Origin of the sequence: Cryobacterium sp. TMB3-10, from assembly GCF_004402305.1 — a bacterium.
In the GTDB taxonomy this organism is placed as follows: Bacteria; Actinomycetota; Actinomycetes; order Actinomycetales; family Microbacteriaceae; genus Cryobacterium; species Cryobacterium zongtaii.
The window spans coordinates 89,503-105,921 of record NZ_SOGH01000028.1; the positions used below are offsets into that span (position 1 = coordinate 89,503).

A 16,419-nucleotide genomic window follows, 5' to 3' on the forward strand; every position below is an offset into this window, starting at 1 on the left:
AGGCGGTCTCCCGGGCCGAACCGGGTCCGGAAGACCACCCAAGGGTTAATACCTATACATCGACGCTAGCGGGTGAGGCTGGCACCGTTCGACTCGATGACCTCGGCGTACCAGTCGAACGACTTCTTCTTGTACCTATCCAGGGTGCCGCTGCCGTCGTCGTAGCGGTCGACGTAGATGAACCCGTAGCGCTTGCTCATCTGTGCCGTGCTGGCGCTGACGAGGTCGATGCAGCCCCAGGGTGTGAAGCCCATCACCTCCACGCCATCGGTGAGCGCCTCACCGACCTGCACGAGGTGGTCGTTCAGGTAGGCGATGCGGTAGTCGTCGATGACGGTCTTGCGGCCGTCGACCTCGACGAGTTCGTCCTTGGCACCCAGGCCGTTCTCCACGATGAACAGCGGCTTCTGCCAGCGGTCCCAGAACTGGTTGAGCACGATGCGCAGGCCCACGGGGTCGATCTGCCAGCCCCACTCGGATGCCTTCAGCGTCGGGTTGCGCACGCCGGGGAAAATGTTGCCCTCCCCCACGACCCGCTGCGATTCGTCGGCCGTCTCGGCCACACTCACGTAGTAGCTGAACGAGACGAAGTCGACGGTGTTCTCTTTGAGGACAGCGCGGTCGTCGTCGGTGATGACAAGGTCGACGCCCTGGTCGCGCAGGCTCCGCAGGTAGTAGCCCGGGTATTCGCCGCGCACGTGGATGTCGCCGAACGCGAGGTTGGTGCGCTCGGTGGTGAGTGACGCCATCATGTCATCGGGAGACGGCGACAGCGGGTACACCGGCATTGCGAGGATCATGCAGCCGACCTGGGCGTTCGGGGCGAGCTCGCGGGCGGCCTTGGTAGCCAGCGCGCTGGCAACCAGCTCGTTGTGCACGGCCTGGTACAGGTCGGTTTTGGTGAGCTGGCCCTTGGGTGTGTTGATACCGCCAGAGAGAAGCGGGGCGTGCAGCACGGAGTTGATCTCGTTGAACGTGAGCCAGTACTTCACCCGGGCACCGTAGCGGGCGAAGAGCACGCGGGCGTAGCGCTCGTAAAAGCCGATCAGCTCGCGGTTGACCCAGCCGTCGTAGGTGTCGGTGAGGTGGAGCGGCGTCTCGTAGTGCGAGATGGTCACCAGCGGCTCGATGCCGTGCTTCTCGCACTCGTCGAGAACCCGCTCGTAGAACGCGAGGCCCTCTTCGTTGGGCTCGGCCTCGTCGCCGAGCGGGAAGATCCGGCTCCAGGCGATGGAGAAGCGGAAGGTCTTGAAGCCCATCTCGGCGAACAGGGCGATGTCTTCGGCGTAGCGGTGGTAGAAGTCGATGGCCACCTGCTTGAGGTTGTCGTCGGTGGGGCCGTCAGTACGCGGCGTAGTGATGCCCTGGGGCATGACGTCCTGGATCGACAGGCCCTTGCCGCCCTCGTTGTATGCGCCTTCGATCTGGTTCGCGGCAGTGGCGCCGCCCCAGAGGAAATCAGCGGGAAACGTTGTTGAATCAGTCATTCGTGTGCTCCTTCTATTGCGCAGTGCAGATGTGGTGCAGTGCACGGGGCGGAGGAGCGGCCGGGCCGATCCTCCGCCGAGACGTGCTGGGTGTGCTTGTTAGGCGGTGGCTAGTTCTGCTTCGGCGATGGCGAGGAAGAGGGCGTCACCGTGGGCCACCGGTCCCGATGCGGGCGAGCCGATAGTCGGGTACTTCTTCGGGTTGGTGATGATGACCGGCGTGGTCACGTCGTAGCCGGCCGCGGTGATCGCGGCGATGTCGAACTCCACCAGGAGGTCGCCGGCTTTGACCTGCTGTCCCTTTTCGACCTTGAGGGAGAAGTGCTTGCCGCCGAGCTTGACCGTGTTGATGCCGATGTGGATCAGCGCTTCAGCGCCGTCGGCGTGCTGCAGGCCAATCGCGTGACCGGTCGGGAACGCGGCGACCACGAGAGCGTCGAACGGGGCGTACAGAGCGCCGACGCGGGGGATGATCGCAACACCCTTGCCGAGTGCGCCACCGGCGAAGACGGCGTCGGGAACCTCGGTGATCGGAACGGCGGTGCCGTCCAGCGGGCTGAGGACGACAAGGTCGGTGCCATCCACCGGGGCGGCGCTCTCAGCGACCGGATCCTTGAAGCCGACGATGACGGTGAGGAGGAACGGCACCAGGATGGCGACGGCAAGGCCGAGGACCAGCATCACGATGCTTCCCTCGCTGAATAGCGCGGGAAGGCCCAGTGCCGAGGGGAGCACGAAGGCGTTGCCGGCCACACCGCCCGCCGAAATCAGCCCGCCGCCGATGACACCGCCGATGATTCCATACAGGAACGGGCGCTTGAGCGGCAGATTCACGCCGTAGATGGCTGGCTCGGTGACACCGGCCAGGAAGCCAGACAGCGCGGCGGGGGCCGCGAGGGACCTCAGGTTCGCATCTTTGGTGCGAACCCAGACACCGGTGACGGCCGCGGCCTGCGCCAGAACTGCAGCGAATAGGGGCGCCAGGAGGTAGGTCAAACCTGTGCTCTGCAACTCGGCCGTCATCAGGGGAACAAAGCCCCAATGCAAACCGAAGATTACAAAAACCTGCCACAGACCGCCCATGATTGCGCCGCCGAGCCACGGCAGAACGGTGAAAATCCAGCCGATGCCGCCGGCGAGGCCGCCGCTGATCAGGTTGGAGAGTGGGCCGATGGCGAGGAAGGTCAGCGGAACGAGAACAACAACCAGGAGCATCGGGGTGACGAACCGGCGGATCGCGGCGGGAAGCTTGGCGTAGAGAAAGCGCTCGGCGTGGCTCTGCAGCCAGACGATGACGATGATCGGGATGACACTCGACACATAGCTGACCATTGTGACGGGGATACCGAAGAAGGTTATGTCGGGCACCCCGTTGAGGGCGACGATCGACGGATAGACGAAGGCGCCCGCGATCGCGAGTGAGGTGAACTGCTCGGCCTTGAAGTACTTTGCCGCCGTGATCGCCAGTGCGAGCGGCAGGAAATTGATGAACGCATCCGACAGCGCATTGAGGATCACGTACGTCGTGGTCGTGTTGTCGAGCCAGCCGAAGGTGACCGCCGCGGCGAGGAACGCCTTGAGCAGGCCCGTTCCGGCCAGAGCCCATACCAGCGGGGTGAAGATCGCCGAGATCATCGCGATGAAGCGGTTGAGAAGGTTTCCCTTGGGTCCGTCCGGGGCGGACGTCTCGTTCGCGGACAGACCGGCGAGCTTGGAGATCTTCGCGATCTCGGCGAAGACCTCTGGGACCTCGTTGCCGATGACGACCTGGTACTGGCCGCCGGCCTCGGCCGTGGCGATGACGCCCGGGGCCGCCTTCACGCCGGCCTTGTCGATCTTCGATTCGTCCTTGATCACGAACCGCAGCCGGGTGGCGCAATGCACCAGCGACGAGACATTGTCTTCGCCGCCCACGCCCTTGAGAACCGCAGCAGCGGTTTTGGAGTAATCCATCGTTCTGGTTCACCTTCCGCCGCGGCATCGCGGCTTCTTCGTGCCAAGGAAGCGGGACTTCGGATTTTGGGCAAAAAAAAGACCTGAACTCAGACATCGCGCTATGCGATGAGAGTCCAGGTTTTGCCTGCTTGCGCAGTAACAATCCGAAGAGCTTCCACAGGTCGTCTTCGCCCTGCGACGCTTACGCTAGCACACCGTCAGGGCGCTGCGCCATCCACAACCTGGTTGGCCAGGCGCTCCACGTGCACGATCACGTAGAGGAGTTCTTCATCGGTGAGCTCGGAGCCGGTGGCTTCACTGACGTACAGCTTGACGTCGGCGGCGATCGCGTACGAGCGCGGATAACTGTGTTTGGCGAACTCGAAGAACGACGTGTCGGAGCCTCGCAGCATCGTCTTGGCCACGAGTCGCTGCAGGAGAAATTGGATGTGCAGGATGAACCGCGCGTAGTCCGGGCTCGCCACGTCCAGCTGCACGCCGAGGCCGCCCTCGACCGTGGTGACCACGTGCTGTACCCGACGGAAGAGCAGCGCCGCGGTGCCGTTGGGCTCGTCTCGGGTCGCATTGAGAATATGCATCGTGAGGAATACGGCCTCCTCCGCCGGGAGGTCGGTCTGGAGACTGGCACTGACGGATCGTGCCATCGCCAGCGCCGCGTCGAACTCCTGCGGGTGCAGCACGCGCAGTTCGGGCATCGCCGTGCTCGGGATCCGAATGCCTTTCTGCATACGCTCGAGCACGTATTGCACGTGGTCAATGATGGCCATCGGCAGCCGCCGACCGAGGCTGCGCCCCAGGATCCGCTCGGCCTCATCGACGGCGGTCGTGACGGCCTCGATAACCGGGTACGGTACCGAGGCGAGCAGCTGCCGGGCGTGATCGGCTCCGCTACCCTGCTCGAGGATGAAGGTCTTCTCGACCTTCGCCGGGTCGATGGTGTCGGTGGGCTGCAGCTGGAATCCCAGCCCCCGCCCCATCAGTACCCGTTCCTGGCCGGCGCTGTCGACCGAGATGACGACGTTGTTGTTGAGCACCTTGTGCGCCACAACGGCCGGGCTGCGCGCCACGCTGCGGTCCGTCGTCATGGCCGAAGTTTACAGCGTCGGCCGTTCAAGTGACCGGATCGCTGACGTCCGGTCAGCGGGACACGTCGTGCAGGTGGTGCGTCGGGTCGTGGAGGAAGTACTGGGCCAGCGTGGTCACGGTGAAGCGGGCGCCGTCGCTGCGGCGGCCGGTGCGCTGCCGGTCGGCGGGCGGCACGGCAGCAAAGGCGTCGGCAACGGATGCCGCGGCCGCGGCCAGTTCCGCCGCCACGACCCGCGGATCCTGCTCGTTGTAGCGTTCGGCCACCGCGGTGGCGTCCTGGTCCCAGTTCGCGAAGAGCGGGTCGTCCTCGGCGCGGATCAGGCCCAGCCGAAGGTCGAAGATGCGGAACACGTCACGCACGTGGGCCGCGTATTCCAGCTCCGACCAGGTGGTGTCGTCGGGCCGCGCCGTAACATCCGGTCGGTCGAGCACGGGTGCCCAGGCGGCCGCGTTCTGGCGCACAAGATCGGGTACGTCGTCGTAGCGGAGCTCGGCGGCGGAGAATCCGCACTCGGGGCAGGGGCGCTCGAGCACCCAGGTCCAGTCTTTGGTGTCGGGGGTGATCGGCATCTTCACAGCCTAGGGAAACCGGCCGGCCGGCTGCGGGAACTGACTGCCACAAATGGTGCAGACACTGCCAATCGCATCCGTGTCGCAACGGTGAGCTAGGTGCCCGGCGCCTCCGACTCGTAGCGGCGCGGTTTGCCCTCGCCGAGGTCGAGCAGGGTCGGCACCGCGGTCACGGTCACCGGCTGTGCCAGCAGCCGTCGGAGCGCCGTACCGATCTGCCCGGTTGCACCGCCCACCACGGTGGCGGTCACGCTGCCGTCGACGCCCTGCCGCACAGCCCAGCCGCGCGCCCCGCCGGCCTGCAACTGCTGGGTGAGGTCGACGCAGGGCACCAGGGAACCGTCCAGCGCCAGAAACCGGGTGGCCTCCCGGCCCTCCAGGTCGGCCAGTGCGGGCCGGCCGGCCACGTCGACCAGCCGGCCGAAGTCCCCGGTACGGTACCGCACCAGCGGCAACAGCGGGTTCTCCCCCGCGGTCACCACGATCTCGCCGCGCTCCCCGGGTGCCACCGGATGGCCGGAACCGTCGAGCACCTCCACGTGCACCCGCCGATCGAGGATCACGAAGGGTCCCCCGTCAGTGCTGGCGGCGATCGGCCGGGTCTCGTGCAACCCGTAGACGTCGATCACCGGGCAGCCGAATGCCGCCTCCAGGTCGCGGCGGAGGGCGAGACTGAGCGCCATCGCGCCGCTGAACAGCGCGAGCGGCCGCAGGTCCGCCACGAGGTCGGGGTGCAGCAGCTCCGCCAGGCTGGTGGGGTTGCCGGTGATCACCTGCGGCTGCTGGTCCAGCAGGAACCCTGCGCGCTGCCCGGGCGCCGGCCACTGCGAAGGGTGCAGGTTGAGCCTGGCCATGGTGGACTGACCGAAACTGCTGATCGAGGACGTGTACGTGAACGCCTGGCGCTGGTGCACCAGGTAGGCCAGGGCCATCCGTGCCGGGTCGGGCCGCCAGTCGATGCCCTGCTCGGCCACCAGGGACACCAGCAGGTGGAAGCTGCGAGCGACCTCCTCGATGTCGTCGGGGATCTGCAGCGCCCGCCCGGTGGTGCCGGAACTGGAGCCCTCGATCATCCGATCGAGGTCGGCATCCAGCGGCACGAACGCCGACACGTTCTCGAGCAGGTCCTCGCGGGTCACGGTGGGCCAGGTGCCCAGCTCGCCGAGGGTATCGGCGACCCTGCGGTAGGCGGGCAGCCGGCGGGCGATGGCAAGGTGCTCGGCCAGCCAACCGGTGACGGGCAGCGCCCTCTGGGCCCTGGCGACTCCGTCGGCGGTGAGCCTGTCACCGGTCCGGTGTACCCAGGCCGGGGCGAGCGGATGCCGCTGCACGGTATCCAGCCGCGCCGCGCCGGCCACATCGAGGGTGGGCCACCGTTCGGCGTCGGTGAGCGCGACGGTGCCGCCCGGGGCGTATTCGGCCAGCGCCAGCGGGTCGTCCGGGTCGGGCACTGCCATGGCCGGCCCCGGCGGGTTACTCATTCGAGTACCGGGCGGCGGCCTCGCGGGCCCTGGCCTCCTGCAGCCGTTTGGTCACCTGGAGCCGGTGTTCGTGTTCGGCCATGGTCTGGGCCAGCGCCGCGTTCTGCTGCAGGGAGTCGCGCATGGCGAGGATCGACCTGGCGGTGGCCTCGTCCTCGCCGGCCGGCAGGTGGCCGGACCAGAGCAGGAAGGTGCGGGCTGCTTCGTCGCGACGGTCGGCCGTGCGCACCCACTCGGCCGGGTCGACCACCGCCGCCAACCGAAACGAGAGCGCGGCCATGGCGCGGCCGTACCAAACCGGGCTCAAGGGCACCGACAACGGACCGTTCAGGTCTTCGCTGGCCCAGAGCCACAGCACCAGGGCCGCGCCCCGGCGGGCGGCGGCCGACCCGGTGGCACGCACCTGGTCCACAATCCGGAGGACCTCCTGCCCCCTCCGGTCCGGCGGCGTTGATCCGACGCCGCCGTATTCCATTTCAAGAATATTCTCGGCGAGCGGGAGGATAGCCACGTCGTCGGCGAGGAAGGACGCCGGAACCAGTGACAGGCGGGTGGCGATCTCGGCGGTATTCGCCCCGGGCAGGCAGGTGCGCCAGACGAGCATGTCGTCCTGCTCACGCGCGAACCACACCGCGAGAAGCGCCTCCGAGTCAACTGCATCCGGCGTGGCGCCGGCTGGCTCCGCGTCGGCCGCCGGGCGCGGCACCCGCGCGGTGGGAGGAGAGAACGGCGTGGCGTTCGTCGCCAGCTCCCCCCGGTCGGGCTCCCTGAGCCCGGCGGAGTTGGTCAGCCGTCGCCAGAACGGCGCGGGTCTCTCAGCCACGGAATCCTCCTGGTGTTCGGGTGGCACGGCGCGGATCGCTCTCCGTCAGTCGCCGGGCGAGCCGGGCGCAGGCGGCCGGGGCATCGTCCATCCGCTGGATGTACTCGACGTCATAGCCGGCCAGAGCGGCAGGCTCGGCGACGGAGCGGCGGGGATCCTGCAGGATCAGGGTGGCCGTGTCGAGCCCGCGGCGCACCCGGGCGGCGACGTCGGCGTACTCTGGCTGCCCCGCGCCGAACATCGAGAGCAGTCCCTCGTCGGAAAGCACCACCACGTGCCGGCGCACACTCGCGCTGGTGCGGCCCAGGCCGCGATACCGGCTCCCGTACAGGTCGAGCGGGAAGACCGTGCCCCAGCCGAAGTAGGTGGTGAGGTCACGCAGCGCCTCGAGGCGGTCACGGGTGAATCTCTCGCCACCGGCGACCTGTCCGGCCGCCGAGAATGAGGTCACCCGCACCCGGCCGCCGCCGCGCAGCACCGAGAGGATGAGGATGCTGCCGGCCAGGACGGCCGGCGACTCGTTGGCGGGACTCACCATCGACCCCGAGGAGTCGATGTACAGGTCCAGATCGAGGCTCGCGGTGGCCACGGGCGGCGCGTCGGGCAGGTATTCCCGCTGCCGGGTGGTCACCCCGGGCACGACCGTGGGGCTTCTCGCCATGGACGCGGCCCAGTCGATGTCGGCGAGGTCGTCGCCGAGCTCCCACGCTGCCAGGGGACCCGGGATCTCGGCGTCGGCCGGGGGCGCATCCGGAGTGCGCTGCAGCAGCGGCTTCACGTAGCTGCGCGCCCGGGTCTGATACCAGGCGGCGATGACAGCGTTGGCGCCGCTGTCGCGGTAGAGCTCCAGCGTCCGGGCCAGGCCGTAGCCCTGGCCGGTGGGCGCGGTGGGCGGGCCGTCACCCGGGGAGTCCGGGACGCCCGGCACCGTGCCGGCGCCGGGGCCGGCCGTCGTGAGGCCGCGGGCCTTGGCCACCGCCGGATGCTCCGGGTCTTCCCGTAGGCGCGCATCCCCCAGCACCGCGACCAGCTCACCCGCGGTCGCCGGGGTTGCTCCGGACTCGCCGTCGCAGCCTCCCCCGTGCACCACCAACCCGGGGCGGTGCCTGGTGGGCCCCTGGGCCACCAGGTACGGTGCCAGCAGCATCCCGAAGCGCAGCGCCCCGCTCACCGGATCGTCACCGAAGGTGCGCACGGTCTCGGCCAGCAGCACCGCGTCGAGCCGCGGGTCGGTGAGCGCCAGGGCGTCGAACTCGCGCTGCACTTCGGCGGCCAGCTCCTGGGTCCGCTCCGACAGCTGCAACTCGGCGAGCTTTTTCGGGTCTTTGGTGGCCAAGACCTCATTGAGCCGGTTCTTCTTCTGCCACGCGTCGGTGATCTTCGATATCCGCTGCCGCACCACCTCGTCAGGGTCTATCGGGACGGCCGGTGGCTCGGCCGGGCAGAGTGCCCCGGCCGCGAGCACCCACAGAATCTCGTAGGCCCGCAGGAGCACCCACCAGAGCCGATCGGCGCTGTCGTTCCCGCCCAGCACCGCCCACATCCGCACCATCTCCGGCGGCGTCGCCTCGCCGTCCCGCCGCCGTTGCAGCTCGGCCACCCGCACGTTGATGAGCATGTCCGACCACAGGTTCGAGAGTTTGTGAACCTGGTCGGCGACATCCGGGATGCGCGCGGCATCGGTGGCCGCGAGCGCCCGCGCGATCTGGTGCCGGATTTTCAGGCTCGTCAGCCGGGTCGAGGGAGAAAGGGCGTGGTGGCCGATCTCGTGCGCGAAGATGCTCTCCAGAAACGCCCCGACGCCCAGCCGCTCGGCCTGCGGAAGGTCGAAGGTCACCTGGGGCGGGAAGCTGAACCAGGCGAAGGACGCCTCCTTCGCGTCCGGCGCGAGCTCTGGGTCGTGGAGTTCGACGCCCCAGAGCGCCTGGGCGCTCTGCCAGGCGCTGCGCTGCTCGGGGGTGAGCGGCGCAGCCGTCACGGGCTCTCCTCCGGGGTCCACAGCTGTGCGGTGTAGGCGCGCACGGTCAGCACGGCGCCGGCCGCACCAGTCTCGGCGAGCCCCTGCGCGGTATCGCCCGCTGCAGACCACCGTGCGTCGGCCGCAGCGTCGACATTCCCCTGCTCGTCGGTCGCGAGCCGCACGAGGGTGTGCCCGAAGACATCCACGGTGAGCAGCCAGTCCTCGGCCGTGGCAGCACTGCCCGTGCGGATCAGGAAGCTGCCCGGCCGGTCGCCGGGCAGCGCCGCCACCGGGGGCGCCAGCCACGGGCCGTAGAGGCCGCGGAAACCGCCGATCACGGCGAGGAGTTCTCCGGGAGCGTGCAGGCCGGGCCAACCGAACCGGGAATTCAGTTGCAACGCCGCGAACGGGGCCACCTCGCCCTCACCCAGGCCCAGCGCCGCGGCGAGGGCGGGCAGGCCGGTGCGGCCGGCGGCCAGGGCCAGGTCGAGGCGACGCAGCGCATCCGTTCGGAACGCCGGCGCACCCGAGCGCCAGGCGGCGAGGGCGGCGAGGGTGAGCAGGTCATCCCGGTCGGCGGCGGGCGCTGCCGCCACGGCCCGGCCGATGAAGTGGCGGTAGCGGGCGCCGGCCGCCTCGCCGTGCCGCTCCTGAATGCGGGTCGCCGAGAGCTCGAGGTCGACCGTGGTCTCCGGCAGGGCCTCGTCGGTGAGCTCCAGCGACTCGTTCACGAGGTGCCGGGGGCGCTGGGTCACCCGCTGAACCCCAACCAGCTGACGTAGTTCGTGTAGCGCTGGTGCAGGTACTTGAGGGCGAGCAGGTCGTCGAAGTGCCGACCGTAGAGCTTGCCCTGCTTGGCGATGCCGCTGATCAAGGATTCAATACCGGTGAGGCGCTGCGCGGCCTCGGCGGAGCTGACTGCATCCAGGCCCTGGTTGAACAGGTCGAGGGCGTCGCTGATCGGGTCGTTGCCGCCGAGGCCGAGGGCGGTGAACTGCCGGCGGGACTCGGTGAAGAGGTCGGCGAGCCAGCTGATCGAGTCGGTGGCCAGCTCCCGGTCGGCACCCACGTCGAAGCGGGGGTGCAGTTCGTTGGGCAGTAGTTTGCCGCGCAGGGCGAAGGGCAGCACGGCGGCCAGGTCGTCCAGGCCCACCACGGGCCGGCCGCGAAAGTAAGCCATCGCCTTGGCGTAGCGGATGAGGGTCTGCAGCGACCGCACCGAGAGGCTGTTGCTGGTCTGCGAGCCGAGGTCGACCTGCAGGTCGGCACCGGAGTTGGCCTCGATCACCTCGGCCACCTCGCCGCCGCCGGTGCGCACGGTGTCCTTGGTGCGGTATTCGAAGCGGCGCCCGCCCTGCTGCACGAATTCGAAGTGGCTGGCGAAGAACTCCAGCTGGCGACGCACCGCACCGGGCAGTGGCACGGCCCGGATGGCCGCCTCGAGCAGGCGCTGTTCGTCGGCGTCGAAGATGAGCTCGGGCGGCAGGTGGTCCTCCGGCCGTTCGCCGGCCTCGACGCGGGCGACGAGTTCGTCGAAGAACCGGTTGTTGAAACCCTGCGCGGCGACGGTCACGTCCATCCGGTCGCGGAGCGCCTGGATCACCGGGAAGGTGCCGCCGCCGGCGTCGTCGTTGGCGGTGAAGAACCAGCTCTCCACCCCGGATTCCGGCGCGGTGGAGTGCATCTGGTCGTGGCTTTCCACGTAGCCCTCGGCCACCATCGTGAGCAGCGCCGACTGGGTCTTGGTGGGGATGCGGTTGTACTCGTCGATGATCTTCACCGGCTGGCTGAGCCAGCCGCGCCAGGCGATCTCGATCTCGGCCAAGCTCCCGGCGGTGACGAGGTCGCGCGGCAGCGGCATCCCGACCAGGTCGCTCACCGTGACCTGAGGCTGGCCCTGTTGCACGTTGCGGCGCACCTCGCGGGCGCTCGACCCGGCGAGCACACCCATCAGGATGGCCAGGGTGGTCTTGCCACGCCCGGGACCGCCCACGAGCAGGCACTTGCCGCCCACCGCGAAGGTGAGTAGCGGCAGCAGCACGTTCGAGGAGTAGGACTGGTCGGTGGGCAGGTGCAGTTCGGCGCCGGCGTCGCCGAGTTCGAAGGTGACCGGGGAGCCGGTGGAGAATTCGACGTCGTAGAACGGCGAGATCACGGCCCGGTTCACCAACCAGAAGTAGGCCTGGCGCAGCTTCTCGTCCAGCGCCGTGTCCACCACCGCCGGCGCCTCGGTGAAGAGGTCCTCCGCGGTCAGCTCCTCGGCCAGTGTGGCGGCGTTAGCGCGCGTCGGTGATTCGGATACCTTGTTCCAACGATTCCCCAGCGCCATGGTTTTTAGCCTATCGGGCGGGCCCGGCGGCGACGGCGGCCTCGAGCGCGGCCTGCTGTTCCAGGGGCAGCGCGAAGTCGAAGACTCCGGCGAGCATCCGGTCGATGGCCACGGCCGCCTGCGCCAGGCGCACCGGCACCGACCCGGTCACCTCCAGCCACGGCACGTCCTGCCCGGCCAGCGTCTGGCGAAACCGGTGCTGCATGGCGTGCCGGATGTGCTCGCCGTCGCGCAGGCCGTCCTGCACGAACGGGATCTCGTCCCCGGTGAGCAGGTACAGCGCGGGCGGATGCGCGGCCGCGCGCGCCACGAGCCCCGCCGGGGTCGGTCCCACGTAGCGCTCGTGCCAGAGGGTGGTGGCCAGCACGTCGGTGTCGCAGATGAGCAGCGGCCGCGGCACCCGGCGCAGGGCCTGGTTCTCCCAGCCGATCTGACGGTCCACGATGACGTCGAACTCGTCACTACGCCACGGGGTGTCCAGGCCGCCCACCCGGGTTTCGCTGTGCTCGCGGCCGTATTCCGGCACCCACGCGGTGTCGTAGTGGTCGGCGAGGGCTTCGGCGAGGGTGGTGGAGCCGGTGGATTCGGCACCGAGCACCACCACGCGCGGGGTCAGCCAGGCGCGCACGGCGGGGGCCAGCGCCCACCAGTGACCCGGCACATCCGCTCGGATCGCGGTGCCGGAGACCGGGGTGTGCCGCCGGCCGGGGTCGACCTGCACCCACGCGGCGCCCAGGCGGGCGGCGAGTTCGGCGCCGTAGGGGTCACTGGAGAACACGGCGTCGACCGGGGAGTCCAGCAGCGCCCGGATCAACACCATGTGCTCGTCCCAGGCGTCGGCGGAGTCGAAGTCCACCGGAGCGTCGTCGATGGCGCTCACGACGTGCGCGGTGGGGTGCTCTTCGCGCAGCCATTCCTCACGCACGCTCAGCGGGATGGATTCCACGCTGGCCCCGAACAGTTGCACGGTGACCCTGTCACAGCGGCTGAGGGCCGCGCGGATCAGGGCCGAGTGCCCGGCGTGCAGAGGATAGAACTTGCCGAGCACCAGGCCGTGCCCGAATCGGGTCGCCGCCACCGGCACCGGGTCAGCCGCCGGCAGCGGGTCAGGCACCGGCTCAGGCACCCGTCGTGCCGGCTGGCACCGGTTGGTGGGGCGAGGCGCCGGCCGCCCCGGAGTCGCTCGCCGTCTGATCTGTGCGGGCCCGCATCCAGCCGCGAAGGCCCCAGACGCACAGGCCGATGAAGAGCAGGTAGAGCGCGGCGGTGATGTTCAGCCCCTTATAGAGGAACAGGCCCACATAGGCCACGTCGACGGCGATCCAGACGAACCAGTTCTCCAGCCAGCGCCGGTTGAGCATGTACTGCGCGACCAGGCTCACCGAGGTGGTGGCGGCATCCGCGATCTCGGTGGTGGAGTCGGTGTAGGAGTGCAGGGCGTAGGCGATGATCGCGGTGCCGGCCAGCGCGGCGGCGACCAGCGGCAGGATGGCTTGCCTGGGCATCCGGCCGATCAGCGCGCGGTCGTCGGCGGCCCGGTGCCGGGACCAGCCGAGCCAGCCCATCACCCCGAGCACCAGGTAGACGATCTGCAGGCCGAGGTCGGCGTAGAGCGCGGCGCCGAAGAACAGCACGATGAAGACCAGGTTGTTCGCGATGCCGAGCGGGAAGGTCCAGATGTTGCGGCGCGCGGCCAACCACACGCACGCGGCCCCCGTTCCGAATCCCAAAACTTCGGTCCAGTTGTCGATCAGCCATTCCCCCATGCTCCCCAGTCTAAAAGACCGGCAACTGTTGCCCGTGCGGACAAATGGTGCCGGTGCGCCGGACGCAATTGTCCGATTCGGGAACATAACCGGCGCATTCTGGTTGAACCATGGGTACCTCATACCGGGGTCGCACCTGAGCCCGTTCCGTTAGGACCCCGATGACCGACTCCGCCGTCACCACTGCCCCCGCGCCCGCCGCGCCGACCGGCAATGCCCCGGATGCCGCCGGCACCAAGCTCGTCATCTCGCTGCTGCTGGTGTCCGCGTTCGTCGTCATCCTCAACGAGACCATCATGGGTGTGGCGCTGCCGCACCTGATGAAGGACCTGAACATCACGGCCGGCGCCGCCCAGTGGCTGACGACCGCGTTCATGCTCACCATGGCCGTGGTGATCCCGATCACCGGTTTCCTGCTGCAGCGGTTCAACACTCGCCCGGTCTTCCTCGCCGCGATGACCCTGTTCAGCACGGGCACCCTCATCGCTGCCATCGCACCGGGCTTCGAGGTGCTCATCGTAGGCCGGGTGGTGCAGGCCATGGGCACCGCCATCATGATGCCGCTGCTGATGACCACCGTGATGACCCTGGTGGCACCGGCCGCCCGCGGCAAGACCATGGGCAACATCTCCATCGTGATCTCGGTCGCCCCGGCGATCGGCCCCACCATCTCCGGCCTCATCCTGAGCGTGCTCGACTGGCGCTGGATGTTCATCCTCGTGCTGCCGATCGCCCTCGGCTCCCTGGCCCTCGGCGCCGCACGCATCAAGAACGTGACCACTCCCACCGCGGTGCCTCTCGACGTCGTCTCGGTGATCCTCTCGGCTTTCGGCTTCGGCGGCCTGGTTTACGGGCTGAGCAACCTCGGCGAATCTGCCACAGGCAACGCCGCCGCCGGCCTGGTGCCGCTGGCCATCGGCGTGCTGGCGATCGCCCTGTTCGTCTGGCGCCAGCTCACGCTGCAGCGCACCGACCGGGCCCTGCTCGACCTGCGCACCTTCGTCTCGCGCACGTTCAGCTTCGCCATCGTGATGCTCGCCGTGAGCATGATGGCCCTGTTCGGCACCCTGATCCTGCTGCCGATCTACATGCAGACCGTGCTGGGCCTGGATGCGCTGACCACCGGCCTGCTACTGCTGCCCGGCGGTCTCACGATGGGCCTGCTCGCCCCGTTCGTCGGCCGGTTCTACGACAGGTTCGGCCCCACCGTGCTGCTCGTGCCCGGGTCGATCATCGTCAGCGGCGCGTTCTGGTTCCTGACCATGCTCACCGCGACGACACCGTTCTGGTACGTGCTGGTGGCCCACGTGGCGCTGAGCTTCGGCCTGGCGTTCCTGTTCACCCCGCTGTTCACGTCGGCGCTCGCCTCCCTCAAGCCGTCGCTGTACTCGCACGGCAGCGCCGTCGTCGGCACCGCCCAGCAGCTGGCCGGCGCCGCGGGCACCGCCCTGTTCGTCACGGTGATGTCCTCCACCGCGGCAACCCAGCTCGCCAACGGCGCCGGCGAGGTCGCCGCAACCGCGGCGGGCATTCAGAGCGCCTTCCTCTACGGGGCGATCATCTCGCTCTTCGCAATCCCGCTGGCGTTCTTCATCCGCAGGCCGGCCCCGTCGGTCACCGACACGCTCGACGCGCCGATGACGGCGCACTGACCAAAAGCGCGCCGAGCCCGGGTCACCGGTTGGCAGCCCGGGGCGCTCCGATCCCCCGCTCGATCTGGAACGGCCCGGCCGCCGACGGCCGCACGTCGAAGTCGAAGATGGCCGTGGGGATATACACCGTCGAACACGAGTTGGGGATGTCCACCACACCCGACAGGCGGCCTTCGATGGGTGCGGCCCCGAGCAGCAGGTAGGCCTGCTCCGGGCTGTAGCCGAACTTCGTCAGGTAGTCGATGGCGTGCAGGCAGGCCCGCTGGTACGACAGGTGCGAGTCCAGGTACTTCTGCTCCCCGTCCAGGGTCACCGAGGTGCCGGAGAAGGCCAGCCACTGGCTGAACCGCGGGTCGACGGTGCCCGGCAGGAAGATCGCGTTCTCCCCCACGCCGTAGGTCTCCATGCCGCCGCGGATGATATCGACGCGCAGGTCGATGAAGCCGCCCATCTCGATCGCACCGCAGAAGGTGATCTCGCCGTCCCCCTGGGAGAAGTGCAGGTCGCCCAGGGACAGGTTCGCGCCGTCGACGAACACCGGGTAGAAGATCCGGCTCCCCTTCGACAGGTTCTTGATGTCCTGGTTCCCGCCGTTCTCCCTCGGCGGCGCCGTGCGGGCCGCTTCACCGGCCACCCGCGCGAACTCGGCCGCGGGCAGGCTGCCCAGCACCGCATGTTCCGCCTCCGGCGGCAACGCCAGCGGCGGCACCCGGTGCGGGTCCGTGGCGATGAGGGCACCCTCGCGCTTGTTCCAGGTGGCGAGCAGCTTCGCTGAGGGGGCCGTGCCCATCAGGCCGGGATGGATCAGTCCGCTGAACGAGACTCCCGGGATGTGCCGCGACGAGGCCACCTGCCCGGTGAAGTCCCAGATGGCCTTGTAGGCATCCGGGAACTGCTCGGTGAGGAAGCCACCGCCGTTGTTCCGGGAAAAGATGCCGGTGTATCCCCAGCCCTGACCGGCGAGGGGGCCGGAGTCCTCCTGCGGGATGGGGCCAACGTCCAGGATGTCCACGATCAGGAGGTCGCCCGGCTTCGCCCCCTCCACCGCGAACGGTCCGCTGAGCTTGTGCACGGTGAGCAGCGGAGCGTTGAGGATGTCTTCGGCCGAGTCGTCATTGACGATCGCGCCGTCAAACCACTCCCGGCAGTCGACCCTGAAGGAGCTGCCGGGCTTGACGGTTGCGACCGGCGGGACCTCCGGATGCCACCGGTTGTGCCCCACCTTCTCCTGGTCTTCGAATTTCCTGCTCGAATCCAACGGGAACAGTTGCTCTGGCATGTGGAACCCCTCTTTTTCGGTGCCGCGCGT

The 16,419-nt window shown here is 68.8% G+C and carries 13 protein-coding genes; 1 reads left to right on the forward strand and 12 read right to left on the reverse strand.

Going from position 1 to position 16,419, the window contains the following annotated elements; all coding sequences use genetic code 11:
• Positions 1–65: 65 nt before the first annotated feature.
• From E3T22_RS14940 to pnuC, 11 genes are all read right to left on the reverse strand, one after another.
• Positions 66–1,487: a glycoside hydrolase family 1 protein gene (locus E3T22_RS14940; RefSeq protein ID WP_134479613.1), complete on the reverse strand. Its 1,422-nt coding sequence runs from the start codon at positions 1,485–1,487 to the stop codon at positions 66–68.
• Between the two features lie 99 nt (positions 1,488–1,586).
• Complete coding sequence (locus E3T22_RS14945) at positions 1,587–3,440, reverse strand: beta-glucoside-specific PTS transporter subunit IIABC (protein WP_134479614.1); 1,854 nt, start codon at positions 3,438–3,440, stop codon at positions 1,587–1,589.
• Between the two features lie 200 nt (positions 3,441–3,640).
• A complete protein-coding gene (locus E3T22_RS14950; RefSeq protein WP_134408795.1) occupies positions 3,641–4,528 on the reverse strand; it encodes a PRD domain-containing protein in 888 nt (295 codons plus the stop codon).
• Positions 4,529–4,580: 52 nt separating this feature from the next.
• The gene (locus tag E3T22_RS14955) at positions 4,581–5,099 is read right to left on the reverse strand and encodes a DinB family protein (protein ID WP_088457787.1); all 519 of its coding nucleotides are present in this window, start codon (positions 5,097–5,099) and stop codon (positions 4,581–4,583) included.
• Positions 5,100–5,194: 95 nt separating this feature from the next.
• A complete protein-coding gene (locus E3T22_RS14960) occupies positions 5,195–6,580 on the reverse strand; it encodes an AMP-binding protein (protein WP_241983697.1) in 1,386 nt (461 codons plus the stop codon).
• Positions 6,573–7,403, reverse strand: a complete 831-nt coding sequence (locus E3T22_RS14965) for a phosphohydrolase (protein ID WP_088454812.1) — start codon at positions 7,401–7,403, stop codon at positions 6,573–6,575. Before E3T22_RS14965 ends, E3T22_RS14960 begins: the two co-directional genes overlap by 8 nt.
• Positions 7,396–9,381 carry a VWA domain-containing protein gene (locus tag E3T22_RS14970; protein WP_174776209.1) on the reverse strand — a complete coding sequence of 662 codons (1,986 nt, stop codon included), beginning with the start codon at positions 9,379–9,381 and terminating at the stop codon, positions 7,396–7,398. Before E3T22_RS14970 ends, E3T22_RS14965 begins: the two co-directional genes overlap by 8 nt.
• Positions 9,378–10,118 carry a hypothetical protein gene (locus tag E3T22_RS14975; RefSeq protein ID WP_134408797.1) on the reverse strand — a complete coding sequence of 247 codons (741 nt, stop codon included), beginning with the start codon at positions 10,116–10,118 and terminating at the stop codon, positions 9,378–9,380. Before E3T22_RS14975 ends, E3T22_RS14970 begins: the two co-directional genes overlap by 4 nt.
• Positions 10,115–11,692, reverse strand: a complete 1,578-nt coding sequence (locus E3T22_RS14980; RefSeq protein WP_241983698.1) for a MoxR family ATPase — start codon at positions 11,690–11,692, stop codon at positions 10,115–10,117. Before E3T22_RS14980 ends, E3T22_RS14975 begins: the two co-directional genes overlap by 4 nt.
• 10 nt (positions 11,693–11,702) lie before the next feature.
• Entirely contained in the window at positions 11,703–12,806 is a 1,104-nt protein-coding gene (locus E3T22_RS14985; protein ID WP_240632314.1) for an AAA family ATPase, read from the reverse strand.
• A gap of 4 nt (positions 12,807–12,810) precedes the next feature.
• The gene (pnuC, locus tag E3T22_RS14990; RefSeq protein WP_088454810.1) at positions 12,811–13,458 is read right to left on the reverse strand and encodes a nicotinamide riboside transporter PnuC; all 648 of its coding nucleotides are present in this window, start codon (positions 13,456–13,458) and stop codon (positions 12,811–12,813) included.
• 161 nt (positions 13,459–13,619) lie between these two features.
• Here pnuC and E3T22_RS14995 point away from each other — a divergent pair, with 161 nt between their 5' ends.
• Entirely contained in the window at positions 13,620–15,110 is a 1,491-nt protein-coding gene (locus tag E3T22_RS14995) for an MDR family MFS transporter (protein WP_088454809.1), read from the forward strand.
• 22 nt (positions 15,111–15,132) lie between these two features.
• Here E3T22_RS14995 and fmdA read toward each other — a convergent pair whose 3' ends face one another.
• Entirely contained in the window at positions 15,133–16,389 is a 1,257-nt protein-coding gene (gene fmdA, locus E3T22_RS15000) for a formamidase (RefSeq protein WP_088454808.1), read from the reverse strand.
• Positions 16,390–16,419 lie beyond the last annotated feature (30 nt).